Source organism: Paenibacillus sp. EB106-06-01-XG199, from assembly GCF_058791575.1.
In genome coordinates this window covers 21,062-47,566 of sequence record NZ_JBYTDQ010000015.1, presented here as the reverse complement: position 1 = coordinate 47,566, position 26,505 = coordinate 21,062, and the positions used below count along the sequence as shown (strand labels likewise).

Annotated in this window: 23 protein-coding genes; 4 read left to right on the top strand and 19 right to left on the bottom strand. The window is 49.5% G+C overall.

Going from position 1 to position 26,505, the window contains the following annotated elements:
* Positions 1–70 precede the first annotated feature (70 nt).
* The 5 genes from AC3WT9_RS31790 to AC3WT9_RS31770 form a co-directional block, all read right to left on the bottom strand.
* Positions 71–1,429, bottom strand: coding sequence for a hemolysin family protein (locus AC3WT9_RS31790; protein ID WP_438496475.1), 1,359 nt, complete (start codon positions 1,427–1,429; stop codon positions 71–73).
* A 21-nt stretch (positions 1,430–1,450) separates the two neighbouring features.
* Positions 1,451–2,587, bottom strand: coding sequence for a radical SAM/CxCxxxxC motif protein YfkAB (gene yfkAB, locus AC3WT9_RS31785; RefSeq protein WP_341091373.1), 1,137 nt, complete (start codon positions 2,585–2,587; stop codon positions 1,451–1,453).
* 296 nt (positions 2,588–2,883) lie between these two features.
* Complete coding sequence (locus AC3WT9_RS31780; RefSeq protein WP_341091372.1) at positions 2,884–3,987, bottom strand: HD-GYP domain-containing protein; 1,104 nt, start codon at positions 3,985–3,987, stop codon at positions 2,884–2,886.
* A gap of 149 nt (positions 3,988–4,136) precedes the next feature.
* Complete coding sequence (locus AC3WT9_RS31775) at positions 4,137–4,964, bottom strand: undecaprenyl-diphosphate phosphatase (protein WP_038588572.1); 828 nt, start codon at positions 4,962–4,964, stop codon at positions 4,137–4,139.
* 77 nt (positions 4,965–5,041) lie between these two features.
* Positions 5,042–6,493 carry a bifunctional metallophosphatase/5'-nucleotidase gene (locus tag AC3WT9_RS31770; protein WP_341377871.1) on the bottom strand — a complete coding sequence of 484 codons (1,452 nt, stop codon included), beginning with the start codon at positions 6,491–6,493 and terminating at the stop codon, positions 5,042–5,044.
* A gap of 137 nt (positions 6,494–6,630) precedes the next feature.
* Here AC3WT9_RS31770 and AC3WT9_RS31765 point away from each other — a divergent pair, with 137 nt between their 5' ends.
* On the top strand, positions 6,631–7,344 hold the full coding sequence (locus tag AC3WT9_RS31765) for a molybdenum cofactor biosynthesis protein (RefSeq protein ID WP_341091370.1): 714 nt from the start codon (positions 6,631–6,633) through the stop codon (positions 7,342–7,344).
* A 79-nt stretch (positions 7,345–7,423) separates the two neighbouring features.
* Positions 7,424–8,464 (top strand): HD-GYP domain-containing protein, encoded by a 1,041-nt coding sequence (locus AC3WT9_RS31760; protein WP_341091369.1) that lies wholly within the window; start codon positions 7,424–7,426, stop codon positions 8,462–8,464.
* 130 nt (positions 8,465–8,594) lie between these two features.
* On the opposite strand, the gene AC3WT9_RS31755 is transcribed toward AC3WT9_RS31760, so the two are convergent.
* From AC3WT9_RS31755 to licT, 3 genes are all read right to left on the bottom strand, one after another.
* On the bottom strand, positions 8,595–10,052 hold the full coding sequence (locus AC3WT9_RS31755; protein ID WP_341091368.1) for a glycoside hydrolase family 1 protein: 1,458 nt from the start codon (positions 10,050–10,052) through the stop codon (positions 8,595–8,597).
* Positions 10,053–10,071: 19 nt separating this feature from the next.
* Entirely contained in the window at positions 10,072–11,928 is a 1,857-nt protein-coding gene (locus AC3WT9_RS31750; protein ID WP_341091367.1) for a beta-glucoside-specific PTS transporter subunit IIABC, read from the bottom strand.
* Positions 11,929–12,149: 221 nt separating this feature from the next.
* On the bottom strand, positions 12,150–12,995 hold the full coding sequence (gene licT / locus AC3WT9_RS31745; RefSeq protein ID WP_341091366.1) for a BglG family transcription antiterminator LicT: 846 nt from the start codon (positions 12,993–12,995) through the stop codon (positions 12,150–12,152).
* Positions 12,996–13,296: 301 nt separating this feature from the next.
* Here licT and AC3WT9_RS31740 point away from each other — a divergent pair, with 301 nt between their 5' ends.
* Complete coding sequence (locus AC3WT9_RS31740) at positions 13,297–13,545, top strand: DUF7667 family protein (protein WP_341377870.1); 249 nt, start codon at positions 13,297–13,299, stop codon at positions 13,543–13,545.
* 89 nt (positions 13,546–13,634) lie between these two features.
* On the opposite strand, the gene AC3WT9_RS31735 is transcribed toward AC3WT9_RS31740, so the two are convergent.
* From AC3WT9_RS31735 to AC3WT9_RS31685, 11 genes are all read right to left on the bottom strand, one after another.
* Complete coding sequence (locus tag AC3WT9_RS31735; RefSeq protein WP_341377869.1) at positions 13,635–15,494, bottom strand: ABC transporter ATP-binding protein; 1,860 nt, start codon at positions 15,492–15,494, stop codon at positions 13,635–13,637.
* Positions 15,484–17,259, bottom strand: a complete 1,776-nt coding sequence (locus tag AC3WT9_RS31730; protein ID WP_341091362.1) for an ABC transporter ATP-binding protein — start codon at positions 17,257–17,259, stop codon at positions 15,484–15,486. Before AC3WT9_RS31730 ends, AC3WT9_RS31735 begins: the two co-directional genes overlap by 11 nt.
* 499 nt (positions 17,260–17,758) lie before the next feature.
* On the bottom strand, positions 17,759–18,307 hold the full coding sequence (locus tag AC3WT9_RS31725) for a dihydrofolate reductase family protein (RefSeq protein ID WP_341091361.1): 549 nt from the start codon (positions 18,305–18,307) through the stop codon (positions 17,759–17,761).
* 154 nt (positions 18,308–18,461) lie between these two features.
* On the bottom strand, positions 18,462–19,859 hold the full coding sequence (gene sufB, locus AC3WT9_RS31720) for a Fe-S cluster assembly protein SufB (protein ID WP_341091360.1): 1,398 nt from the start codon (positions 19,857–19,859) through the stop codon (positions 18,462–18,464).
* Positions 19,860–19,879: 20 nt separating this feature from the next.
* Positions 19,880–20,317, bottom strand: a complete 438-nt coding sequence (gene sufU, locus AC3WT9_RS31715; protein WP_038588542.1) for a Fe-S cluster assembly sulfur transfer protein SufU — start codon at positions 20,315–20,317, stop codon at positions 19,880–19,882.
* Complete coding sequence (locus tag AC3WT9_RS31710; RefSeq protein ID WP_341091359.1) at positions 20,304–21,530, bottom strand: cysteine desulfurase; 1,227 nt, start codon at positions 21,528–21,530, stop codon at positions 20,304–20,306. The genes sufU and AC3WT9_RS31710 overlap by 14 nt, the downstream gene beginning before the upstream one ends.
* Positions 21,527–22,828 carry a Fe-S cluster assembly protein SufD gene (gene sufD, locus AC3WT9_RS31705; protein ID WP_341091357.1) on the bottom strand — a complete coding sequence of 434 codons (1,302 nt, stop codon included), beginning with the start codon at positions 22,826–22,828 and terminating at the stop codon, positions 21,527–21,529. Before sufD ends, AC3WT9_RS31710 begins: the two co-directional genes overlap by 4 nt.
* A gap of 28 nt (positions 22,829–22,856) precedes the next feature.
* Positions 22,857–23,639 (bottom strand): Fe-S cluster assembly ATPase SufC, encoded by a 783-nt coding sequence (sufC, locus tag AC3WT9_RS31700; RefSeq protein ID WP_341091356.1) that lies wholly within the window; start codon positions 23,637–23,639, stop codon positions 22,857–22,859.
* A 229-nt stretch (positions 23,640–23,868) separates the two neighbouring features.
* Positions 23,869–24,447 carry a DUF1802 family protein gene (locus tag AC3WT9_RS31695; RefSeq protein ID WP_341091355.1) on the bottom strand — a complete coding sequence of 193 codons (579 nt, stop codon included), beginning with the start codon at positions 24,445–24,447 and terminating at the stop codon, positions 23,869–23,871.
* A 181-nt stretch (positions 24,448–24,628) separates the two neighbouring features.
* Complete coding sequence (locus AC3WT9_RS31690) at positions 24,629–25,090, bottom strand: Dps family protein (protein WP_038588528.1); 462 nt, start codon at positions 25,088–25,090, stop codon at positions 24,629–24,631.
* A gap of 372 nt (positions 25,091–25,462) precedes the next feature.
* Positions 25,463–25,765 carry a YunC family protein gene (locus tag AC3WT9_RS31685; RefSeq protein ID WP_341091353.1) on the bottom strand — a complete coding sequence of 101 codons (303 nt, stop codon included), beginning with the start codon at positions 25,763–25,765 and terminating at the stop codon, positions 25,463–25,465.
* A gap of 201 nt (positions 25,766–25,966) precedes the next feature.
* On the opposite strand from AC3WT9_RS31685, the gene AC3WT9_RS31680 reads away from it, so the two are divergent.
* Positions 25,967–26,473 carry a hypothetical protein gene (locus AC3WT9_RS31680; RefSeq protein ID WP_341091352.1) on the top strand — a complete coding sequence of 169 codons (507 nt, stop codon included), beginning with the start codon at positions 25,967–25,969 and terminating at the stop codon, positions 26,471–26,473.
* Positions 26,474–26,505: the final 32 nt, after the last annotated feature.

Genomic DNA, 26,505 nt, shown 5'->3' with positions numbered 1-26,505 from the left:
AAGATTTCTCCATGCAAAGATACGGTTATTAAAATGTCATGCTGCAATGAACCGGCAAAATCATCAAAGCTTATTCCTTTTCTTCATCTGTCCCGGTATCGTCCTCTTCACTGACAAGTAGCTTTTCCCGGTGGATATTGATTCTTGTAATCCGCAATCGGGTGGATTCTTCTACTTCAAAGGTGACATCGTCCACAACAACCCGCTTACCCTTGGACGGATTGCCCTCCAGCTCTTTGAACAGCCAGCCGCCGATGGAATCGACCTCATCATCCTCAATAATCACACCCGTAAGATCGTTGACATCCTCAATCAGCATCCGGCCCTCAACTGAGATATAATCTCCATTGCGCTCGACGCTCGGACGTTCGTCCTCGAATTCATCATGCAGATCACCGACAATTTCTTCAAGAATCTCCTCAGCAGTCAGAAGTCCGGCTGTACCCCCGTATTCATCGACAACCAATGTAAGCTGGGCTTTGTTCTTCTGCATCAGGCGCAGTGCATGGCTGATCTCCATCGACTCCGGTACGTTCAGAATCGGGCGGACCAGCGAAGCCAGATCATTCTGCTGCTCTAAAGGTGCGAATAACAGATCGGTAATGTGGATGAAGCCGATAATCCGGTCCTTATCCTCGTTGGCAACCGGATAACGCGAATGTTTCGTCTCCGTAATGATCCGCATATTCTCTTCCAGTGTAAGATTGCTATAGAGCACATCCATATCGGTACGCGGAAGCATGACTTCACGGGCAAGCAAATCGGAGAATTCAAAAATGTTATCCATCAGCTTCATCTCGTCTTTATCAATGACACCGCTCTTGGCGCTCTGATTCATCAGAATCCGGATTTCCTCTTCCGAGTGAGCCGCCTCGGCTTCACTGGCCGGTTCAACCCCCACCAGTCTAAGAAGAGCATTGGCGGATGCATTCAGCACCCAGATAAAGGGCAGAAACAGGTTATAGAAGAACATTAGCGGTGCAGAGAGCAGCAGCGCGGAGCCTTCAGTTTTTTGGATCGCCAGGGACTTTGGAGCAAGCTCACCCAGCACAATATGTAAAAATGTAATAATGGAAAACCCGACAATGACAGACACAGTGGAAATCAGTGTATGATCGGTAACGCCGAGCTGAAACATTAGCGGTTCGACCAGCAGCTCTGAAATGGCCGGCTCACCAACCCAGCCGAGACCCAAAGAGGCGAGGGTAATGCCGAACTGGGTCGCTGACAGGTAGGAATCGAGCTTTTTGTTGACCTTCAGCGCGTATCCAGCCATCTTGTTGCCTTCACTAACGAGCTGGGTCAGCCGGGACTGTCTCACCTTTACCAGCGAGAACTCCGCCGCTACAAATATACCATTCAACAATACAAGCACCAGAACCAGCAAAAGATTAAGCAGCAATCTTCCTATGTCAAATTCCGTATGCACCACTATAACAACGCCTCGTTTCTACAGAGTGATCGCTTTCCTTGATTTAAAATCTACCTCTGGATAATACATATCAGCCACCAAAAGGTTAGGCCCGCAGCAGCCGGCTTCATCACAGTGGCAATTCACTTTCTGATTAAGCGGATGCTTAGTCTGCCACTCGGCGAAAATGTCATCCAGCTTGCTGGTGCTGATGTTGCCAAAGGCGGAAATATCGGCAAAATCCGTGACAAACACATCACCTGTAAATAAATTTACATTCACACGGTTTCTTCCGTCCGGATCATTGCGCAGCGTCACATTCTTCTCGGTACGCAATCTGCGCAGCAGCTTTTGATCCTGCTCCAGGAAGCTGCAGGCAAAAAACGGCAGAGTGCCAAACAGCATCCACATCTCCGGATCGCGGTGATCCAGCAGGGAATGAATGGCATTACCCATCTCCTTCAGAGACAGCACAGGGAGCGAAGAGGCAAAGCTGGAAGCGTACATCGGATGCACCTCATGCCGTCTTGCGCCCATATCGCCAATCAGCTTATGAATTTGAGGCAGCTTGGTGTGTGTACGGTAGTTAATCATAGATTCTGCTGAGATCAGCATACCGTCTTCACTGAGCCGCCGTGAATTCTCAAGCATCGTGTCATATAAACGATACGCCGCTTCACGTGACACCGGATGGCCGCTGTTGGCGAAGCCTACCTCATGGAAGTCGTCTCCGTTCACATAATTGAATGAGATATGCATCACGTCAAGATACGGCAGCAGCTGCTCGTAACGGGCGTAGGGCATAGTCAGATTGGAGTTGATCTGCGAACGTATGCCCCGCTCACGGGCATATTTCAGCAGCGGTACGATGATATTCTCTACCGTCGATGCGCGGAACATCGGCTCCCCGCCGGTAATACTGATCGTTTGCAGATGTTCTACCTGCTCCAGGCGGTCCAGCATATTCTTCAGCGGCAGCATTTCTCCTTCTTTCATCGTCAGGCTGTCGCCAACCGCACAATGTTCACAGCGCATGTTGCATAGATTGGTAACCGTCATCTCCACACTGGTCAATACATGCCGTCCATGCTTGCGCAGTGAAGTAATCGGATCCCATGGATCGTAGCTCGGTGACAGTTCACGGACAGTTGTGGAGGATGGTTCTAATATACTCATTTCTTATTGCTCCTTTAGTGCGTATTCCTTATTATTAACCCAAAATAAATCAAAAAGAACGTTGACTTAACCTATATCATACCACGAGCAGCAAAAAAACTGCACTTTCCGGCAATTATGCCGCTCCAAGCGGTGTAATTGCCGGATCCTTTTGTTGCGGCCCGGGGAACCTTTCTTTAGGAAGAGTATAAAAAACAGCGGGGAAGAAAGCAGGCCGCACCGCTGCGTACCCAGCTTTCTTCCTCGCTGCGAAACGGCAGGAAGCCGAAAAGACAGCTCCCTGCCGCCAACATCCGTTAGGTCACCTTCACCATTGATTGATCCTCATCTGACACGCCGATGATCACAACGGAAAGTGCTCTGCCAAGATCCCGTTCAAAGGGAATAACCGCCTCACCTTCGGGGCCGGCAAATACCCGCACAACCGGCCTGTGAGGGATACTGGGATCAATTTTAACCACGACGCCGCTCTCACCGGTGCTCAGCTTCACTGTGAGCCCAAGCGGGTAGATCGCTACACGGTCTCTGAACAGCTCCAGCTGGTTTTGCTCATACAATGTCCCTGATCCGACATACAGCGCCTCTACTGCCTGATGCGGCAGCATCGCTTTTTTATAGATCCGGTTCGAGGTCATGGCATCATAGGAATCGGCTATCCCCAGCCACTTGGCGTATTCATGAATTTGCGGACCGGTCAGCCCGCGGGGGTAACCGGAGCCGTCAATACGTTCATGATGCTGCAGGGCACAATGCGCCGCGAGCAGCGGGATATTCGGCTCATCCTTGAGAATGCGGTATCCGATTTCAGTGTGAGCCTGCATATGGCGGAATTCCTCGTCGCTGAGCATCCCCGGCTTCTGGATGATTTTGACCGGAATCTGCGTTTTGCCAATGTCATGCAGCAGCGAGCCCAGCCCAATTACCCGCAGCTCCTCTTTGCTGTAGCCATGGGCAATTCCAAGCACCAGCGTATACAGACAGACATTAAGCGAATGGACATACAGATAGTTGTCAGCTGTATGCATATCCGCCAGCATAATCATCGGGTCCTCCAGTGATGACATGTCTTCCAGAATGGAGTCCATCATCTTGGAGAATTTTTTGTCGAGATGATAGAACCCTTTAGTTATGCCGGAAGCACCGGACATATCCTGAAACTGGCTCCTAATGACCTTCAGCGCCTGATTGCGCGTCTCATCATGCAGCATTCCAGTAATTACGATATCTTCCGTGATGGCATCCTCTATATAGATATAGCCGATGTCGATCCTAGCCAGCCGCTTAATTAAGGCATCCGTAAGTTCTATTCCGTCCGCTAACAGAACAAGTCCATCATCATTATAAATTTTTTTACCCAGCTTCATTCCCGCCTGAAGCCGATTCACGGATACTAAACGCACCTTGGCTCACTCCTGCCTTTAACGGTAAATTACTATTCTGTTTCAAAATCCTAGGGTCAACACGCTGTGTCTATACCGTTGCCTTGAGCGATCCGGCAAGAAATTTGTGATGAACGGTTACATCCTTGCCGGTACCAAGTTTTTGGAGATTAACGCATAATAAACAGCCAGAAAACAGCTGCGAGGATAAACCGGTAGATCGCAAAGTGCGTCGGTCTGATCTTTTGAATCAGCTTCATGAACAGAATTACGACCACATAAGCGACTATAAATGAAATTACGAATCCAATGGCAAAATCCCAGATAGTATCACTTGTAAAATACTTGTACGAATCCAGCAGCTCATAACCCGAAGCCGCACACATAATCGGAATGGCGATGAGGAAGGAAAAATCCGCCGAAGCCTTATAGCTGACACCGCTCAGCATACCGCCTGAGATTGTAGATCCGGAGCGGGAGAAACCGGGCCAGAGTACGGAAATAATCTGATACATGCCGATAGCCAGCGCCTGCCCGTAAGATAGATCATCAAGCTCATGCGCAGTTACACGGATCTTGCGTTTGTTCACCCATTCTGCAACGATCATTAGAATCCCGCCGGCGACCAGGGCCCATAACACCGTCGTAGCCCCGAAAAGCCCCTTGATAAAGTCACGGGCAAAAAATGCCACGGCCAGCGCCGGAGCAATTCCGAGAATGATATGCACCAGATTGAGACGTGAAGCAGGCATCACACCGCCTCTGCCTTGACGGCTGCGTCCGATCCCCAGCAAATTCAGAACCCGCTGGCGGTAGACTAGCGCAATGGCCAGAATCGCACCGAGCTGAATGACAATTTCGTATGTCTTCATTATCGGCTCTTGCTCGTTATAGCCTAATAGTTTCGTGGTAAGAATCATGTGGCCTGTCGATGAAACCGGAATAAACTCCGTAATCCCCTCTACAATAGCCAGAATAATTGCTGTAATAGTATCCATCTTAGCCTCCTGTTCTTGAACATATGAAACTTGTTGCAGCTTGTTGCTCTAGATTTACATATGTAGGTGGTGCCACATTAAGTCGCTCTGCTCTCCCAGCGGACGAGCATACATTCCTCAAGACTTCCCGGACGCTGCAGCTCCATCCGCAACAGATCGCGCAGAAAATGTGGCAGCAGATACACTGTATCACGCCCGTTAGCGATACTCTCATATCCGCTCCGAAAAGTGAACATGTCCAAAGTCCCTACTTCATATTCCCGGCTTTCCTCCAGCGGTTCTCCATCGACAAAAACGGCAATATCGTTATCATAAGGCATGACCGCCGGATCGTACAAGATTTTTAATCCATCCACAGCCAGGCTTCCCAGCACGTTCCCCCGGAAACCATAGCCAAAGATTGCCTTATTACAGAACTCGTCTGACAGGCTTTGTTCAAGCGCCGTGCGGATGTCTTTGCCGGCAATCTTGATAGTACAAGGATTAATCGGTGAGGGACAGAGCGCATGAAGCATCCCTGCAGTGATATTCCCCTTCGGAAGCGGCCCGAGCAGCTGTCCGGTGTTGACTAATGAGATCGGACTGCCTGTGAAACGCCGCACCGCCTGCGCCAGCAGATTGCCAAAGGGTGATTCGCCCTGCAGATCCAGCGGCAGCCCGCGGTCACTGATCGCCACCGTTTCATCAAGCACTTCAAGACCACGCTGCAAATTCATCTTTACGGCAGGAGCAATAACACCCTCGCTAAGATTGGGATCAACAGCAATGCATCCGCCGTTCAAGAACTTGAACGAATCTCCAGGAGCTGTCCGTTCAAACACAAGCCTTCCTACATAGCGGCCGAATTTCCCCGCACCGCATACGGCGGTCCCGTTAATGAGGAGCGGCGTTTCCAGCATATGATGCGTGTGTCCGCCGAGGATCGCATGCACACCTTCCAGCTTCTCCGCCAGCGCCCGGTCTGCAGGCAGGCCAAGGTGAGAGAGAATAATGACAAGGTCGACCTGCGGGGCCAGAAGACGGCACTCCTCACGCAGCGCCTCCTCAGGGTCCATGACATCCCAGCCCATCAAGGAATAGAAGGAAGTGAAAGCTGCCGTAGCTCCCGTAATCCCGATTCTGATGCCTTCCTTTTCCACAATCGTATGGCGTTTGATCCAGTGAGGAGGTTCTCCTGTCGACGAATCCAGGAAATTACAGCACACCACCGGGCACTGTAGGCCGGTAAATACCGCAGACAATGTCTCTTGCGCATCTCCCTGCGAGAAGGTCAGTCCTTCGTTGTTACCGATGGTGACAGCGTCGTATCCGGTCAAGTTAAGAATATCAATGTTCGCCTGGCCCATAGTCCCTTCGGTTTCCACAGCTGCCCGGTCCATATGATCCCCGATATCCACGAGCAACACGGGATCTTCGCCTGCCTCAGCCTTTAGAAGTTCTATCTGCGCAGCAATCGGACTCATCATTTCGAAGTGGCTATGTATATCATTCGTATGAAATATGGTCAATCTTTGCGGCGCGGATTCCATCAGCTTCTATCCCTCCCACCTGTTTAGCCGTTCTGAATGTAGCGGCAGGTGTCTCATCTTATAAGACCTAGCATAACATTTTCAGGGCTAATATGGTATATTTGAATCATTATCAGAACCTACGAGGTGAATAAACCATGCATCTAACTATACGTCTTTTTGCCGGGCTGGCCGAGGTAATCGGCTCTTCCACCCTGTCCTTTCACATTCACGATAACTCCGTAACTGCGGGCCGTTTAAAGGAGCTTCTCTCTGCCTCCTACCCTGATGCGGCGGCACAGATCAGCGTTTCTTTGGTAGCTGTTGACCATGAATACGCTCCTGATGATACTGAGATCTCCGAAGCCTCCGAAGTCGCCCTGATACCTCCCGTTTCCGGAGGAGAAGCCGAACCCTCAAGGAGCGAGACTGAAGATGGTCTGTTCAGTATTACCAGCCTGCCGCTGAATGCAGAAGCTCTTCTGGATAAAGTGCTTGACAGCGATCACGGAGCTTCCTTGGTCTTCGTCGGAACTACGCGTGAGATGACCGGAGACCAGCGGACAACAGCGCTCCATTATGAGGCTTACATCCCGATGGCGCTTAGCAAGCTGCAGGAAATCGGCAGGGGGGTTCAGGAACACTGGAACGCCCGTTGCGCCATTGCGCACCGGATAGGACTCGTAGGGCTTAAGGAAGCCAGCGTTATTATTGCGGTGTCAGCGGCGCATAGGGATGTCTGTTACGAAGCGAGCCGCTATGCTATCGAGAAACTGAAAGCCTCCGTTCCCGTGTGGAAAAAGGACATCAATGAATCTGGAGAACAGTGGCTCGGTTCTGACCTAAATGCACAGAAATACCAGATAGATTAACCAGTAATTCAAAACCATTGAATATTGCCGACTTTGTTGCTATGCTGGGAAAAATAGCTAATGTAAGGTGGCATATTCATTGAGAGTACACGTCATGGATCTTAAACCGGGTGATTGCCTGCGGATGGACACCTTTAATTCAAGAGGGCTGCATGTATTACCTAAAGGATCATCTCTCCAGATCGAGGAGATAGCCAAGCTGATACAGCATGGCGTTGATTATGTTGATATCGAGGAGGCGCATGTAGAACCGGTCCCAATCAGCAGGTCTTCCATCATTCAGGCCGTAGCCGCCAACTTTGATACAAGTATTGAAGGCTTCGAATCGGTATATACCGAAGCGTTAACCAAAGGGAGCTTTAATCAAACCGTAGTGGACGATATTCTCCAGCCGTCACTGAACTCCTTAGATAAACACAAGGATGTAGTCTCTCTGCTGCTTCTGCTGGACCGGGATGATAATTACACTTATAACCATTCACTTCAGGTGGGCATGCTTTCTTATTATATCTCCTCATGGCTGGGGTATTCCAAGAAAGAGTGCTACGAAATCGGCCGGGCCGGATACTTGATCGATATCGGAAAATGCCGGATCTCCCCCTCCATTCTGAATAAGCCGGGCAAGCTGTCCCCGGAGGAGTATGATCAAGTCAAATTACATACGATTTACGGTCACGAAATTATCCGCAGCTCCATGAACGATCCTCATACCGCATTGGTTGCCCTGCAGCACCATGAGCGTGAAGACGGCTCCGGGTACCCCAACAGCCTTACGAAATCAGACATCCACCCTTATGCCCAGATTGCTGCCGTAGCTGATATCTACAGCGCAATGACCACTCACCGTGTTTATCAATCTAAGCAAGAACTGATCTCCGTACTGCGAGAAATCAACAATCTCAGCTTCGGCAAGCTTAACGGCAGACCTGTACAAGCCTTTATCCAGCATTTAATGCCTAATTTCATCGGTAAACGTGTGCTGCTGAGCACGGGAGACATGGGTGTCATTGTCATGAACAATCCGCTGGATGTTTTCCGCCCGCTTGTGCAAAGCGAAGGCATATTCCTTGATTTGTCCCGCGAGCGCAAAATCGCGGTGGTTGAAATCTATATGGAATAGTTAACTTTGGTTTAAATATCCCCACCAAGAAGAGGTTCCCTTTCGCCAAGACCAAGACGGCTGAGGGAACCTCTTCTTTATCATCCATAGTTTAGTGCTTGTGAGCAGCTCACACTTTTACTCCTGAGTCCTACAATTCCTCACCATTGGTGGCGATGACTTTTTTGTACCAGTGGAAGGAATCCTTTCTGGAACGATTCAAGGTACCGTTGCCGTCGTCATCCAGATCAACGTAGATAAATCCGTAACGCTTGGACATTTCAGAAGTGGACATGCTCACCAGGTCAATCGGCCCCCAGCTGGTATAGCCGATCAGCTCAACGCCGTCCAGCACGGCTTCCTTCATTTGAGCAATATGCTGTCTTAAGTAATCAATACGGTAGCTGTCATGGACTGAGCCGTCTTCCTCAACCTTATCATACGCGCCAAGACCATTTTCCACGATGAACAAAGGTTTCTGATAGCGGTCATACATCGTATTCAGCATAATCCGCAGGCCGATGGGATCAATCTGCCAGCCCCATTCCGAAGCCTTCAGGTAAGGGTTCTTCACACCGCCGAACAGATTGCCCTGTGCGCGTTCTCCTTCCGGACTTACAGATACGGTCAGCGTCATGTAATAACTGAAAGCCACATAATCAACGGTGTGAAGTTTCAGAATTTCATCGTCTCCCGGCTCTTTATGAATAACCACATTGTTTTCCTCGAAAAAGCGCTCCATATACTTCGGATATTCCCCGCGGGCATGCACATCCGTAAAGTAGAGATTCATCTGGTTCTCCTGCTGATTCTTCAAGACATCCTCAGGATTGCAGGTATTCGCATAGCTTTCCATCCGGGCCAGCATACAGCCCATCTGCGAACCCGGGATGATCTCATGTACCAGCTTCGTGGCGAGAGAGCTGGCGACAAACTGGTGATGCAGCGCCTGGTAGATCGTCTGCAGCTTGTTCTCTGCCCGGTCGATTACAACGCCGCCGCCCGTGAATGGACTTAGCGTCATCATATTGATCTCGTTGAATGTGATCCAATATTTCACTTTGTCCTTGTAGCGCCGGAATACGGTCTCCGCATAACGGGTGAAGCAAGCGATAACCTCGCGGCCTGCCCAGCCGTTATATTTCTGTGTCAAGCCCAGTGGTGTTTCGTAATGGGCCAGTGTCACAAGCGGCTCGATGCCATATTTATGCAGCTCGTCAAAGACATTGTCATAGAATTGCAGTCCCGCTTCATTCGGCTCGGCATCATCGCCGTTCGGGAAGATGCGCGCCCAGTTGATCGACAGACGGAACACATTGAAGCCCATTTCGGCGAACAAGGCAATGTCCTCTTTATAACGGTGATAGAAGTCCACCCCTTCACGTTTCGGGAAACGTGCGCTGAATTCCCCGGACAAAATCTGTTCAATCCGCTCGGAGGTGATTTCTATAGCATGGTCATTTGTACGCTCGGGCTTAGGCACGTAGGCAACCATATCCGCACTGGACAATCCCTTGCCGTCGGCATCGTAGGCCCCCTCCAGCTGATTCGCGGCTGTAGCGCCACCCCATAAGAAGTTCTGCGGAAATCCTTTTTTGATCACTGTCATGATTTAATCTCCCTCTTTATTAATTGATAATGGTCAACAGCAGGTCGCCATTTTGTACTTTGGCTGCAGTAGTCTTGAGCACATCCAGATAATTTGCAGAGTTGGTCACGATCACTGGTGTTGCAGTCACAAAGCCGGCTTCTCGAATCGCTGCTACATCGAATTCCAGCAGCAGTTGGCCCTGCTCGACCTTATCTCCCTCTTGTACCTGTTTGTCAAAATGTTTTCCTTTGAGCTTCACGGTATTGACCCCCACATGAATCAGCAGCTCGGCGCCGCTCTCGGAGGTAATGCCAATCGCATGCCCTGTCGGGAATACAGTTGTTACAGTCCCCTTCACCGGAGAGGTCAGCCGGCCTGAATCCGGTTCAATGACGATCCCCTGGCCCATGGCTCCGGAGGCAAAAGCTTCGTCCGGCAAAGCTTCCAGCGGCATAAGTGTTCCTGTCAGCGGGCTGACCACCATCTCCTTGTCAATCCGCGAGGGTGACGATGCGGCAACAGGCCCGGGAGCCTCCTCAGCTGGTACTGCAGGATCATCGAATCCGAACACATACACCAGAATAATCGCTAATACAAAAGCAACAACGATACCGATGATAACCCAGGAGAATCCGTCGCCAAAATAGGTCGGCAGAGCCAATAGGCCCGGTAAGGAGAAGCTTATGGCTTTGGCCCCGCCGATAGCGATGATCGCACCACCGATGGCTCCGGAGATGCAGGCATAGATGAACGGTTTCTTCAGCTTCAAGGTGACGCCGTAGATCGTCGGCTCGGTGATCCCGAACACTGCAGCCAGTGTTGAGGAGCCGGACAATGCTTTTAGCTGCGGATTCTTTGATCTCAGGAACACGCCGAATACCGCACCCGCTTGTGACAAGACTGCAGCAGTAAGGATAGGCAGCATAGTGTCATAGCCCAGTGTGGCAATATTGCTGAGCATAACCGGCACGAAACCCCAGTGTACACCGAAGATTACGAACACCTGCCAGAACGCTCCGGCAATGGCACCGGCAACCAATGGACTTAAATTGTAGAGCCAGGTGTAGCCCGAAGCCAGCCCATCACTGATCAATGAGCCTACAGGACCGAAGGCCAGGAAGGTCAGCGGAATAACGATAAGCAGTGCGAACATCGGAACCAGAATATTTCTAACCGATTCATGAATGAACGAGCGGAACCACTTCTCTATATAGGACTGTACCCAGACCGCCAGAATGATCGGAATGACACTGGATGAATAGTTGATCAGTACAACCGGTATGCCCAAGAAGCTGAGCGGGTCCGGTGCGCTGACTGCGGTTATCACTGCCGGATAGACTAAAGCGCCTGCTACAGCAATGGAGACAAATTGATTAGCCTTGAACTTGCGTGCAGCCGTCACTGCCAGAAATACCGGCAGGAAGTAGAATACGCTGTCCGAAGCCGCATTCAGAACCAAATATGTTCCGCTGGCTGCATTAATCCACTCCAGAGATAAAATTAAGGCGAGCAGCCCTTTGAGGATCCCTGCCCCTGCCAGTGCCCCGAGAATCGGGGAAAAGATACTGGAAATGATATCGACGGCTTTGCCCAGAATACTGGTACTCTCTGAAGACTCGTCGGCTTTGCCGGATTTTTCGGCATCCTGGAGTGAGGTTTCCTTCATAATCTGCTCGAACACCTGGCTTACATTGTTGCCTATGACTACCTGAAACTGGCCGCTGTTCTCCACTACAGTGATAACACCTGGAGTTTTCTCCAATGCGGCTTTATCTGCCTTCCTCGAATCCTTCAGCTTAAATCTTAATCTTGTGGCGCAGTGGAACACGGAATTCACATTGTCTTCGCCGCCTACAAGCGTAATAATCTGTTTGGACAAGTCTTTGCTGCTCATATTAGTTTGCTCCTTTACAGCTTTAGAATGTAGATCGTTGCAGCAAGTATAGGTTGTGCCAGCTGTTGACCTTATACTCCTGCAAACAAGAAAAACCTGAACTCACGGCAAAAAGGAAACGTCATCACACGCCCATTTTGCCATCAGTTCAGGTTTTGCCTGCCTTACCAGTAACACCCTGTCAGATGAACACTATTTTGTTTTCACTTTCAACCCAAGCTTTACTCCAGATTGTTGCGTTCCGTTACCCGCTGGATATGGATGGTCAGATATACGTATTCATCCTTGCTTAAGCTTTGGCTATAGGCCTTTTCCAGATAATCATTGATTTTGTTGGCGCATTCAAACGCCTTCACATAAGTCTGCTTAAGCTGATTGTACAAAAAATCCTCCCCGCTGCTGCTGCTCTCCTTCTTCAGTACGCGCATGGAGAAATATTGCAAATGGGTAAGGAACCGCGAATAATTCAGTGAGCTCTCGTCCAGAACGACCTTGTAGTGGTAAGTGACGATATTCAGAATATTCTGAACAATTTCCGTCATCTTGATCGTGGCCTTCATTTCACTGCCGTCCATTCTGGCATTTACCAGATGCAGCGCGATAAACCCGGCTTCATCCTCGCCCAGCGAAAGTCCGGTAGCCCTTTCAATGATCTTCAGCGCATCCATCCCAATGGAGAATTCCTTCTTATAGAAACGTTTAATTTCAAACAGCATCGCATTTTTCAGTGCAATCCCCTTTTCAAAACGTTGGACAGCAAAATGGATATGATCTGTCAGGGTCAGATAGAGATTGTCGCTAAGCTCTGTACCGAGAACTCCATTTGCATAGGTGACAATTTCATTGGCTAATTCCAGATGAGCCACCGGAATGTCATTCAGAAGTTCAGTCAGTCTGGCCGTGAATTGATTTTCGTTCAGCAAAAAGATTTTATCGACCTTTTCCGGATCTACATAGTCTCCGGCTACTTTATTGAAGGAAATTCCCCTGCCCATCACAATGACTTCCTTGCCTTTCTGGTTCTTGGTTAAGAGCACATTGTTGTTAAGTATCTTCTCTATAATCATCTGTTGATCACCCCCCCGACATTTAGTTTGTACAAAAAAAGCCTAAGCTGATCCCAATATCATTAAAAAAATGATACTCGCATCAACTTAGGCATTGCCCGCCTTACCGGTCACAATCCTTTATTACTGTTATTGTAGCACAAAAAAAAGCGATTTCAAGATTTTTGTGTTCTTTTAGTCAAAATTTTATTATTCCCGGTGATTCTGCATGGTTTGGATTAACCACCGCATGGCGAGGCTTAAAAAGAGGCAGTAATTGAGTTGTTTGCGAAATGCTCACTACCTTAGAGGAGGAATACCTATGCTACCGGTTCATCAGCGTCTAGCAGAGCTTTATACTGCAAGCTGCAGGCGCCCGCTAACGGCGGCCGAAGAAGCCGAGCAGCGCCATTGCCTGCAGGTGAACACCATGTATTGCTGGGAGATGGCAAGACTAACCCATGAAGCTGTTCTTGCTGCACATACGGAGGACACCGAATGGCAGCAGGAGATCAGCGCACAGATGTTTGAAGTGCGTATTTCCGGTAAAGTTGGGAAACGTCGCAATTAGGCATCCCTTCTTATCCGCTATTGTATATAGGATAATCCAAAAAAAGAGCAGCCCCTCCAGCAATTCTCATGGATGGGCTGCTCTTACTTCTATAAGAAGCGGAACTGCGCTTCGATTAAACCGTTATAAATGCCATCTCTCGCGGTAAGCTCGGCATGATTGCCTTCTTCCTTGATCTCCCCGTGATCCAGCACGATAATTTTATCGGCGTGGCGGATCGTTGACAGACGGTGGGCCACGATAAAGGAGGTGCGGCCCTGCAGCAGAATCTTCAGCGCTTCCTGAATTTTGATCTCCGTCTCGGTATCAATACTCGCCGTAGCTTCATCCAGGATCAGAATACGCGGATCGGCCAGGAGTGCCCGGGCAAAGGAAAGCAGCTGACGCTGACCCATGGACAGCGCACTCCCCCGCTCCTCCACCTCAGTTTCGTAACCGCCGGGCAGTTTCATGATGAAGTCATGGGCATCCACTGCCTTGGCGACCTCCTCAACCTCCTTGTCGGTGGCATCCAGCCGCCCGAAACGGATGTTGTCGCGGATCGTTCCTGAGAAGATAAACGTATCCTGCAGCACGATACCGATCTGCTCCCGGAGACTCTGCAGGGTAACCTCACGGACATCCTTGCCGTCGATAGTAATATCGCCGCTCTTAATGTCATAGAACCGGCCGATCAGGTTAATGATCGTACTTTTGCCGGAACCCGTGTGGCCCACAAGCGCGATCGACTGGCCGGCCTTGACGTTCAGATCAATCCCTTTCAGCGCCGCACGGCCCTTTTCATATTCGAAGATGACCTTGTTAAAGCGGATATCCCCTTGAATCTTCGGCAGCGGTGTTGCCCCCGGTTTATCCTGAACCGAAGGCTGCTCATCCAGATACTCAAAGATCCGTTCTGAAGACGCCATAGCCACCAGCAGCTGATTGTACATCTGGCCCAAGCGGTTGATCGGGTCCCAGAAGTTGCTCACATACGTACTGAATGCCACCAGGTAACCGACGGTCAGCTCTCCGGATTGGATTAAGTATGCCCCCAACCAGAACAGGATCATGGTGCCGAACCCGCCTGTTATTTCAATAATCGGGCCAAAAGCCTGGTTCATCGCTGAAGCCTTGTTCCACGATTTCCGGCTGTCCATATTCATGGCATCAAAGTAATGCATATTTTCCTGTTCCTGTGTGTAGGCCTGAGTGACCCGGATACCTTGGATCGACTCATTTAAATGTGAATTGATCCGCGAGTTCTTCATCCGCACATCCTGCCAGGCAATCCGGATCTTCTGCCGCAGCTTGGTTGAAACCAGGAACATAACCGGCACCGTAACCATCACGGCAAGCCCAAGTTTCCAGTTAATCAGCAGCAGAATCACGGTAATGCCGACCAGCTGTACACAGTCGATCATTAAATTGACGACTCCGTTGGTGAACAGATCCTGCAAAGAGTTAATATCATTCGTTACCCGTACCAGTACCGAGCCGGCCGGACGTTTATCGAAAAAGTTAAAAGATAACTTCTGGATATGCCGGAACAGATCCGAGCGCAAATCATAAATAACCCGTTGGCCGATAACATTAGTATATTTGATCCGGTATACCCCTGCGATCCACTGGATCAGGTACAGTACAATTACACTTACCGTAAGTGTGTACAGTAACGTTAAGCTGGGGTTCCCCTCTTTCGGAGCAATTGCCTTGTCAATAGCCATACTGGTCAGAAAAGGGACCGTGAGCTTCGTGACTGTGCCCAGAACCATCAGCGCGGAGACGAGCGGAAGCATCTGCTTCGCGTAAGGCTTCATATATCCGAACAATCTCGTGAACTGCTTCCAGTCAAAGGATTTGTCGATCTGGTCGTCATCCTTGTATACAAAGCGTTCCTCAAGCGTCTGTTCCTCGGTTTTATTGTGCTTTGCACTAGCCGCTGTGGCTTGTTTGGCTTCAAGCTTCATGCTGAATCCCCTCCCCTCTCACCGTATTCCGGGACAGATAATCGGCGTATTGAATCCGGTATACATCCTGATACGGGCCGGGAACTTCAATCAGCTCCGCATGCGTTCCCTTTTGAACCATCCGTCCTTCATCCATCACGATGATCTGGTCGGCATGACGCAGCGAGGAAATCCGGTGGGCAATAATCAGAGTGGTCCGTCCGCGCATAACCTCTTGGAAGCCAGTCTGGATCTCATGTTCTGTCTCCATATCCACGGCACTCGTGGCATCATCCAGAATGAGGATACGCGGATTCTTGAGCAAAGCACGGGCGATAGCAATCCGCTGCTTCTGTCCGCCCGAAAGTCCCATCCCCCGCTCGCCGACAACCGTGTCATATCCATCAGGCATCTCCATGATAAAATCATGCGCTTTGGCAAGCTGTGCCGCCCGGATGATTTCCTCCATGCTCACATTCTTGAGGCCGTAAGAGATATTATTACGGATAGAAGAGGAGAACAGGAACGTCTCCTGAAACACTGTCGAAATCTGCGAACGCAGGCTGCGAATATTATATTCCCGGATATCCACGCCATCCAGTGTAATGCTTCCTTTATTTACGTCATAGGCGCGCATCATCAACTGGGTAATCGTCGATTTGCCTGAGCCGGTACCGCCAAGGAACCCGATAACCGCACCCGGCTTCGCTTCGAAATCAATGTCCTTTACAGCCGGCATTTTATTCCCGTACGCAAATGTAACATGGTCGAAAATGACCTCGCCCCGTACCTCGGAGGATACTAGCTCGCGGGCATTCTCCTTATCCTTTACATCAATCTGCTGGTTAAGCACTTCAAGTACACGTTCTCCCGAAGCTTTGGATTGCGTATAGTTGTTGATATGGAAGCCAAGACCCCAGACCGGACCGATAATATACCAGATCAGACTGAAGAAGGCGACCAGTTCACCCAGTGACATGTGGCCCTTGATGACCAGCGTTCCGCCGACACCGAGCAGAATGGCTATACTGACGGAGGCCAGAAGCTCCATGACCGGGAAAAATTTGCTCCACAGCTCGGCGGCAAAAATCTGGTTATCCTTATAACGTTCATTACGGTGCGAAAATTTCTCAACTTCATAAGCCTCTCTGGCAAACGATTTGACCGTCCGTACCCCTGTAATATTCTCTTGAACAGCCGTGGTCAGAGAGCTGAGGGCAAGCCGCATCTCCTGAAAGGCCGGATGAATTTTCGATTCGAATCTGAGTGCTACTGCAGCCAGAAAAGGCATAGTGATCAGTGTGACGAGCGTAAGCTGCCAGTTGATCGTGAACATCATAATAGACCCAAACAGCACCATAAAAAATACATTCAGCAATTGGGCGAAGCCGAAGCCGATGAAATTCCGGATCGCTTCAAGGTCCCCGGTCAGCCGGGACATCAAGTCGCCAGTCTTTGCCGTATCATAGTAGCGGAAAGACAGAAATTGCAGCTTCTCATAGCAGGCATTGCGCAGCCGGTAGGCCAGAAAATTACCCAGCCGTCCTCCAAAAAAACCATGCGCAAACTGCAGGCAAGCTTTGACGATTACCACGGCCAGTACAGATAGAGCGAGTACGGGCACCTCAGTAAACTTCAGGGGAACAATCACATCATCAATTAACCTTCGTAGCAAATTCGGGGTAATAAGCCCCACTGCAGTTGCGGCAGCCAAGCATAAAATCGACAGAATCAGATAGTGCAGCTTCTCCCGATAAAAACCCCGCAGTTGCCTGAGAACATCCATATCTCTCCTCCTTAAAGCTTTACGAAGTAAAGCTTACTTCGTAAGCATGAACTTGGCTTTACGAAGTAAAGCTTACTTCGTAAGCATGAACTTGTTCCTACTGGGCGGCGCCTGCCCCGTAAGATACATTTGGCTTGCGATGCAAATCTCACATCGCAAGCCAGCTTTTTTAGCGCTTCCATTTTAGGGACTTTAAGCAGTTTATCACCCATATTTTAATGCGGCAAAGGGTAGAATACGCCGTTTTCCACGTTTTTCCCGAATAAAGGTGGCTTATATGATGATAAAAGGATACCTATAGCTTTAATTGCTTCCATTTCCTCGCAAATACTGTTCAATTAAGCAAACACAAGATTCGGGGTGTATTTTTATGCATATTTCATCCATTTCCGTGAAGCTTGTTACAACAAAAAAAAACGCAACAGCCAAAACATGGGGTTCATGTTCCAGCGGTAGCGTTTTTGCATTGCATTTTGCTGTTTCCTCAGCTGTACAGCTCTTAGTTCTTTGCAGGCCGGTAGCAGACTACTGCCACACCGGAAGAGAAACGCTTAGTCTGCACCAACTCAAAACCCTGCTTCTCCAGCCCTTCTCCAAAGAGACGTTTGCCCTTGCCCAGCACCACCGGAAACACCATCAACCGGTACTCATCCACGAGACCCAGCGAGATCAGGGACTGCACAAGCGTGCAGCTGCCAAACACGAGAATGTCTTTGCCGGGCTGCTCTTTCAGCTTCGTGATTTCTTCCACCAGATTGTTCTTAATCAGAGATGAATTGTTCCACCCGGCTTCTGTCAGGGTTGTGGAGATTACATGTTTGGCATAACCATTCATCATCTCGCCGTATTCCCCGGTCTGCTCCAGCATATTAGGCCAGGCAGCCGCAAAGCCTTCATAGGTTACGCGCCCCAGCAGCAGCGCGTCGGCAGCTTTTAACTCCGCGAATTTAAACTGATCCTGCTCATCCGAGCTGTATTGAAAGGTCCACTGCGGGTCCTCCATTACACCGTCAACAGTTAAAAATTCAGACACAATCAAGTTTCTCATGTGGGCCTCCTGGATACGTAGTGGGCAAAAGCAAAACATGTGCCCGGCAGCCCTGAAAAATGAGAACATCAGGGCTGCTGCGGACACACATTATGGTGATAACTATAAATACTAATTTAAATTGTGGGAAGGTGAAAACCTTAGTACAACAAGGTTATCCGATACTTCCTTCCATTTCGAATTTGATGAGACGGTTCATTTCGACCGCATATTCCATCGGCAGTTCTTTGGTGAACGGCTCGATGAAGCCCATGACGATCATCTGTGTGGCTTCGGCTTCCGTGAGACCGCGGCTCATCAGATAGAACAGCTGCTCTTCGGAAACTTTGGATACCGTGGCTTCATGCTCCAGCACGATATTATCGTTCATGATCTCATTGTATGGAATCGTGTCCGAAGTAGACTGGTTATCCAGAATGAGCGTATCACATTTGATATTCGATTTCGCACCATCCGCCTGACGGCCGAAGGAAGCGAGTCCGCGGTAAGTTACCTTGCCGCCGTGCTTGCTGATTGATTTGGATACGATCGTGGAAGTCGTGTCCGGTGCCAAGTGAATCATCTTGGCGCCTGCATCCTGGTGCTGGCCTTTGCCTGCCACGGCAATCGACAATACGGAACCTTTGGCTCCGCGGCCTTTCAACACAACTGCAGGATATTTCATCGTCAGCTTGGAACCAATGTTGCCGTCCACCCATTCCATGGTGGCATTCTCTTCGGCAACCGCACGTTTGGTTACGAGATTGTAGATATTTGGTGCCCAGTTCTGAATAGTAGTATACCGAACACGGGAGTTCTTCATACACAGAATTTCAACAACGGCACTATGCAGGGAATTGGTGCTGTAGATTGGTGCGGTACAGCCTTCTACGTAATGCACGAAGCTGTCTTCATCCGCGAGGATCAGCGTACGCTCGAACTGACCCATGTTCTCGGAGTTAATACGGAAGTAAGCCTGCAGAGGCACTTCGCATTTCACACCCTTAGGTACGTAGATAAAGCTGCCGCCCGACCACACGGCACTGTTCAATGCAGCAAACTTATTGTCTGTCGGCGGAATGATCGTGCCGAAGAATTTCTTTAACAGCTCAGGATGCTCACGCAGCGCAGTATCGGTATCGGTGAAGATTACCCCTTGGTCTTCAAGGCTCTTCTGCATGCTGTGATAAACAACCTCAGATTCATATTGTGCCGATACACCGGCGAGGAACTTCTGCTCCGCTTCCGGAATACCCAGCTTATCGAAGGTTTCTTTAATCTCGGAAGGAACTTCCTCCCAAGTTTTTCCTTGCTTCTCGGAAGGTCTTACATAGTACTGAATGTCTTCGAAATCCAGATCATCCATGTTGCCGCCCCACTGAGGCATCGGCATCTTGCGGAATTGCTCCAGAGCCTTCAGGCGGAAGTTCAGCATCCATTCCGGCTCGTTTTTGATTGCGGAGATTTCCTTCACAATTTCGGCCGTAAGTCCTTTACCAGACTGAAATATCGACTTGTGCTCATCACGGAACCCGTACTGGTATTCCTCCATATCAGGCGCTTTCTTAGCCATGGTGTCAGCCTCCTTGTTATCTAATGTTGTTGGTGTTCTTCTTCGACGTCTATTCCTTTGCGAAGCGCGTTCCATGCCAGTGTGGCACATTTGATCCGCGCCGGAAATTTATTAACACCGGAAAGGGCTTCTATGTCCTCATAGTCTCCGAAATCTACTGTCTCACCCTTCATCAGGGAGGAGAACTTGTCAGCAAGCTCAAGCGCATGCTCTATAGTCTGTCCTTTGACAGCTTCCGTCATCATGGAAGCCGACGACATGCTGATCGAACAGCCTTCGCCGCTATACCGGGCATCTTTGACGATGCCGTCCTCTACCTTAAGCTGCAGCGTAATGCGGTCGCCACAGGTCGGGTTGTTCAGCTCAATCTTCACAGCGTCGTCTGCAAATGAACCACGGTTCCGGGGATTTTTATAATGATCCATAATTACGCGTCTATACAAGTCATCCAAGTTCATAGGCGAAATACTCCTTTGCCTTGATTAAAGCTTGGACCAGCGCATCTACATCCTGTTCCGTATTGTAGAGGTAGAAGCTGGCCCGTGCCGTTGAGCTGACCTCAAGCCAGCGCATCAGCGGTTGGCAGCAATGATGGCCGGCGCGGACGGCAATACCTTCCGCATCCAGCACCGTCGCCACATCATGCGGATGCACATCACCCAGATTGAATGTGACTACACCCACCTGACGATTACGCGGGCCATACAGCGTCAAGCCGTCAACTGCTGCAAGACGCTGCTCCGCGTAAGCGGCAAGCTGGATTTCATGACGGTGAACTTCATCCAGTCCGATCTCCTGCAGGAAATCAATTGCTGCTCCCAATCCGACGGCACCGGCGATAATCGGTGTCCCGCCTTCGAACTTCCAAGGCAGCTCTTTCCAAGTAGATTCATAAAGACCGACGTCATCAATCATCTCGCCGCCAAACTCAACCGGCTCCATAGCTTCCAGCAATGCCTTCTTGCCGTACAAAGCACCGATGCCGGTCGGGGCCAGCATCTTGTGACCGGAGAACGCATAGAAATCGCAATCCAGCTCCTGGACATCGACCTTCATATGCGGAGTGCTCTGTGCTCCGTCCACCACGATAACTGCACCCTTGCGGTGAGCAATAGCTGCAAGCTCTTTCACCGGATGGGTAACCCCCATAACATTGGATACATACGCGATGGCTACGATTTTGGTCTTGTCCGTAATCGTATTCTCGGCATCCTCCAGTGTGATCGTTCCATCCTTCTGCAGCGGTAGAAATTTCAGGGTTGCCCCAGTCTTTTTGGCCAACTGCTGCCATGGAATAAAGTTGCTGTGATGCTCCATCTGGGTGATAACAATTTCGTCGCCTTCACTAAGAACAGCAGGGCCGTAAGAAGAAGCCACTATATTTAACGCTGTCGTTGTGCCGCGGGTAAAGATAATTTCCTTCGTGCTGCGGGCATGAATGAACTTTGCAACCTTCTCGCGGGCTCCCTCATAAGCATCCGTAGCCCGGCTGCCCAAGGTATGCACACCGCGGTGGACATTGGCGTTATCCCATTCATAATAGGATTTCACCGCTTCAATGACTTGGCGCGGTTTCTGTGAAGTTGCCGCACTGTCCAGATAAACCAGCGGATGGCCGTTAATCTTTTGATTCAGGATGGGAAATTGCTCCCGGATGTTACTGTTAATCATTGGCCTAACTTCCTTTCCACAAGAGATTGGAGCTGATTGCGCAGTCCCTCCAGTGGAATTTGCGACACTACAGGTGCCAGGAAGCCGTATATGATCAGTGTTTCTGCATCGTGCCGTGTAATTCCGCGGGACATCAGGTAATACACTTGCTCGTAATTGACCCGTCCTACGGAAGCGGCATGGCCGGCTGTTACATCATCTTCATCTATAAGAAGGATCGGGTTGGCGTCGCCGCGTGCTTTCGGGCTCAGCATCAGAACCTTCTCGGTCTGCTGTCCATCGGCTCTTGTCGCGCCTTTTTCGATCTTCGTAATTCCGTTAATAATAGAAGTCGCAGAATCCCGCATAACAGCACGGGTAATCATGTCACTTGGCGTATTCTTGCCGAAGTGCTGCGCCTGAGTCGTATAGTTCAGCTTCTGTGAACCCGACCCTACCGCGATCACTTTGGCATCGGAGCTTGAGCCATTGCCCTTCAGCACCGACTTCGTGTCACTCGCTGTATCGCCGTAATTCATTTCACCGACAATCCACTCAATAGTTCCATCGTTCTCAACCACTGCACGGCGGTAGGTCACATCCGTAGTGTCCACGCCAAGCTGATGTACCGAGGCAAAGCGCACTTTGGCGCCTGCACCTACAAATACTTCAACCGCACCGTTATGCAGTCCGGCTTCCGTTTTGTCGGATACATAGTTATCTACGTAGGTTACTGAGCTGTTCGATTCGGCAACCAGCAGAATATGCGGAACGAAAGCAGCTTCTGCGTCGTCCGTCAGCAGCACCGCTTGCAGCGGAGTGTCGATAACCACATTCTTGGGAACATAGAGGAATACTCCGCCGTTCCACAGGGCGGCATGAAGTGCAGCAATGGAATGCTCGTCTGGCAGCACAGCCTTATGCAGATAACGCTGCACAAGATCTCCATGCTCTTTGACTGCTGTCTGCAAATCGGTAAAAATCACGCCTTGCGCAGCAAGCTCAGGAGCAAGCCGTGTATAAACAGCGCCTGAATTGCGTTGAATAATCAGACTGCCTTCCTCCTGACCCTGAATTAGGGCCGTTATGGAAGCAGGGGCTTCACTAAGTGCTGTAAAAGGCTGGCTGGCTTTGTAGGTTCCATAGTTGTTCACGTTCCAGCGTTCAATCCGTGTCTTTTCCAGTTTCGGCAGCTCCAAGCCTGCTGCCAGTTCCAGCGCCTTTAGCCGGCTGTCCTTCAGCCAGCTTGGCTCGCCGCTGCTCTGCGATAATTCGCTGAGACGTCCGGCATCCACCGGAAGAATGGTTTGCGTCGTCATAAGTGGTTTCCTCCTTCCTGGCGTCTCTTTAAGCTTCCTGTCCTACAGTTTCATCTTCAATGCCTAGTTCTTCTTTAACCCATTCATAACCTTCTGCTTCCAGACGCTGCGCGAGCTCAGGTCCGCCGGATTTCACAATGCGGCCCTGCATCATAACATGCACGTAATCAGGCGTGATGTAGTTCAGCAGACGCTGATAGTGGGTAATAACCAGGAAACCGCGTTCCGGGCTGCGCATCGAGTTTACACCTTCAGCGACAATTTTGAGTGCATCAATATCAAGGCCGGAGTCAATTTCGTCAAGAATGACGATCTTCGGATCCAGCATCATCATTTGGAGAATTTCGTTGCGTTTCTTCTCGCCGCCGGAGAAGCCTTCGTTCAGATAACGGTGCAGGAATTCCGGATTCATATCCAGTTCCTTCATCTTAGCTTCCATCTGACGGATGAAACGGATGAGGGAGATTTCACTGCCTTCTTCACGGCGCGAATTAATGGCGCTGCGCAGAAAGTCGGAGTTGGTTACTCCGCTGATCTCACTTGGATATTGCATAGCCAGGAACAAACCGGCGCGCGCGCGTTCATCTACTGCCATCTCCAGCAGGTCTTCACCTTCCAGCACAGCTGTGCCTTCAGTTACTATATACTTTGGATGACCCATGAGCGCGGAAGCCAGTGTACTTTTACCTGTACCGTTCGGACCCATGATAGCGTGAATTTCGCCGCCCTTCATCTGAAGATTGATGCCCTTCAGAATTTCTTTTCCTTCGATTGTCGCTTTTAGTCCTTCAATGACAAAATCTGCTGCCATAATAATTATTCCCTCCACTCATCAATTTGCAAAATCAGAAAGCTGTATTAAAACAGGGGGTCCCTGTTTACCAGCACAATTAGATTTTATATCACATTATAATTATTATAAAGTGAATCACAATGATTATCAATGATTCTCACTAATTTTATTACAAAGGAAGTTTTTTTACAAATATCTATTTTCAATTTTCATCCCCGTCATCCACGTTTAGCGCTTTCTCAGCCTGTTACTGTCCAAGGGCAGAGATGATTTCCTCTTTCCTGATCCGGAACTCTTCGTCGCCCAGAACCGGGCGCATGTTTCCGGCTTCAGGCGGGGACTCCAGTTCAATCCAGGAGCGGCAGCCTGAATACTCCGGCCGCACTTGAATAATGACGGGAGCCTCTGGCACGTATACACGTAGCAGCAGGACATGAAGCGGTTCCTTCGCTTTCCAGCGCAATCTTTCGGACGCAAGTCCTTCGCTCCAGATGTGATAGGGGTACAGCCGTTCCAGCTGATTCAAATCACGAACCTCCAGATCAGCAGCCACTTCAGCGTATGCATTCAATGAAATCACAGCGGAGTCAGCGCCGCCTGCTTCCAGTGTCTGGCCGACGAGCGGGCGGTATGACTCCTTCAGCAGTTCGGCACGCTGGTGTTCATAAGTGGGATAGAGATAGAACGAAGGGCTTTTAAGTTCAAAACGCCGTGTTTCTTCCTCTATCCCCCCTTTACGCATCAGCATAATCATCCGTCCTTCTGTCAGCGCTTGTATGGCTGAGGCCCATTCTTTTAAAGCTACGGGGTTGGCGTTCAAGGACATTCACTCCTTCCTTCCAGTTATCCTGTTCAAAATCATTATCTTCACTATAAATTATATCCATTGCCGCAGGAGTCTACAAATTTCGCAGACTGCCAACGCTCATGCCGCAGTAACACAAAAACAAAGCCCCCGCACAGGAGGCTTTGCAGAATTTCAAATGTAATTTCGGGTCAGGCTGAAATCAGCCCAGGAACGAGCGCAGCATCCATTGCTGCTTCTCCAGGTCGGAGCGGATCTTGATGAACAAATCGGCTGTCGGCTGATCGCTGGCGTTCTCCGCAAGCTCAATGCCTTCCGTAAGTTCTTCGGATACCGTAGCAAAATCTTCAATGAGGGATTGGACCATGCCCCGGGCATCTTCTTTGCCCGTTGCTTCCTGAATGGTGGCAATCTCCAGATATTCTTTCATTGTAGCTGCAGGGCTGCCTTTGATACTCAGCAGGCGTTCAGCAACTTCGTCCATTTTCAGCGTAATATCATCATAAAGCTCTTCAAATTTCACATGCAGGGCGAAAAATTGTTCGCCTTTGACATACCAGTGAAAGTTATGAACTTTAACATACAATACGTTCAGGTTCGCAACTTGACGGTTGAGGACTTGTTCCAATGATGCAGTGTTTACTTTATTAGATGCTTTAGCCATGATATGATCCCATCCTTATCCATAGTTTAGCCGGCTGCTTGTCCAAGGTCCGGCCTTGCAATTGTCTATACTTACTTTACCCTTCCAGCGGTTAGCCGAAACAAAATGGTGGCCACACCTGCAGTGAAAACGAGCTCTCTCCGAGGGCTTAAACCAACTCCTTATCCGTAGGATGACCAAGATTGCCCGCCTTATGCCCTTTAACTGCCCGCATAAGTGGAAACGGCTTCGCCGTCCTCAAAAAGACGGTATCCGTTTCAGCTAGAAATAGAAGGATAATTTATAGCGTAAAGCATATAAATGCTTATATTTCAACAAAAGGGCCCCCAGAGGGCCCCGTGCAACACGCCTAATCATTACGTTCATTACCGCTCAGAGCATGCGGAGCAATGCCTCACTGCCTGCCATCCCCGGCACAATCCCAAGATTTTCCGCTTCTATAGTAACAGACTCCAGCGGAGCTGCCAGGAGCTGCGCCAATGTGCGTACGCCTACGGCCCGTGCGGCAATAATCTGCCGGTCACTAAGCATCTTATTCAGCAGTCCCACATCCAGCGCTCCGCACATAATATACCCTCGGCTTGTGCTGATGGTGAGCAGCGTTGTTTTAGGAAGTTTCACCTCGACTCCAACAAAGGTGTGATCTCCGATCTGAATAGGTTCTATGGTAACCAATAGCAGCGCCTCCTTTTTTCGTCATCCACGCTCTATGTGTATGCGGAGCCCTTTTGCTGTGTGTGGACGATGGTCCTATATCCCAATAAAATACAGAGACTTTAAGCCTTATTTCCAAGCAAAGAAGTATATGATTATTGTTTATTTAATGGTATAGTTTATTTACTTTAGGAATCGATTTAGTAAAAAGCTGGGGGATTTATGGACAAAAAACTACAACACACGGACGGAAATTATTTATTTAACGTCGACATCCTGATTAATGCCCGTACCAACCCGCTTGCACTGCAATATTTACTTGAAATGTTGAACAACAGCGACAAAATCACAGATTTCAACATTAACTCAGGTCTTGAGCTGGGAAGAACCATTGACAACCTTCTACGTTCTGCGAAGATAGCTCTGCAACAAGAGTCAGCCCCTCCAGTTCCATTTAAATTGCCAGTGAAGCCGGCGGACAAACAACCGGAAAAAACCGCAGAGGATAAGCCCTCAGTGGAAAGCCGTGCGGATGCTTATGGTAAGATCAGACAGTACATTCAGAACAATCAACTGGTCCGTATCCGGACGAACCGTCATGGCAAGCAGATGTCCATGCCCTGCCGTATCCTTAATTTTGATGAAGCGGCCAACTCGATAAGCATCTACCACGTGGATGAGAAACAGGTCTATACCTTTAACCTCAATGAAATTGACGAATTTCATTAGCACGAACCTGTGAAGCACAAACAAGCACCCTA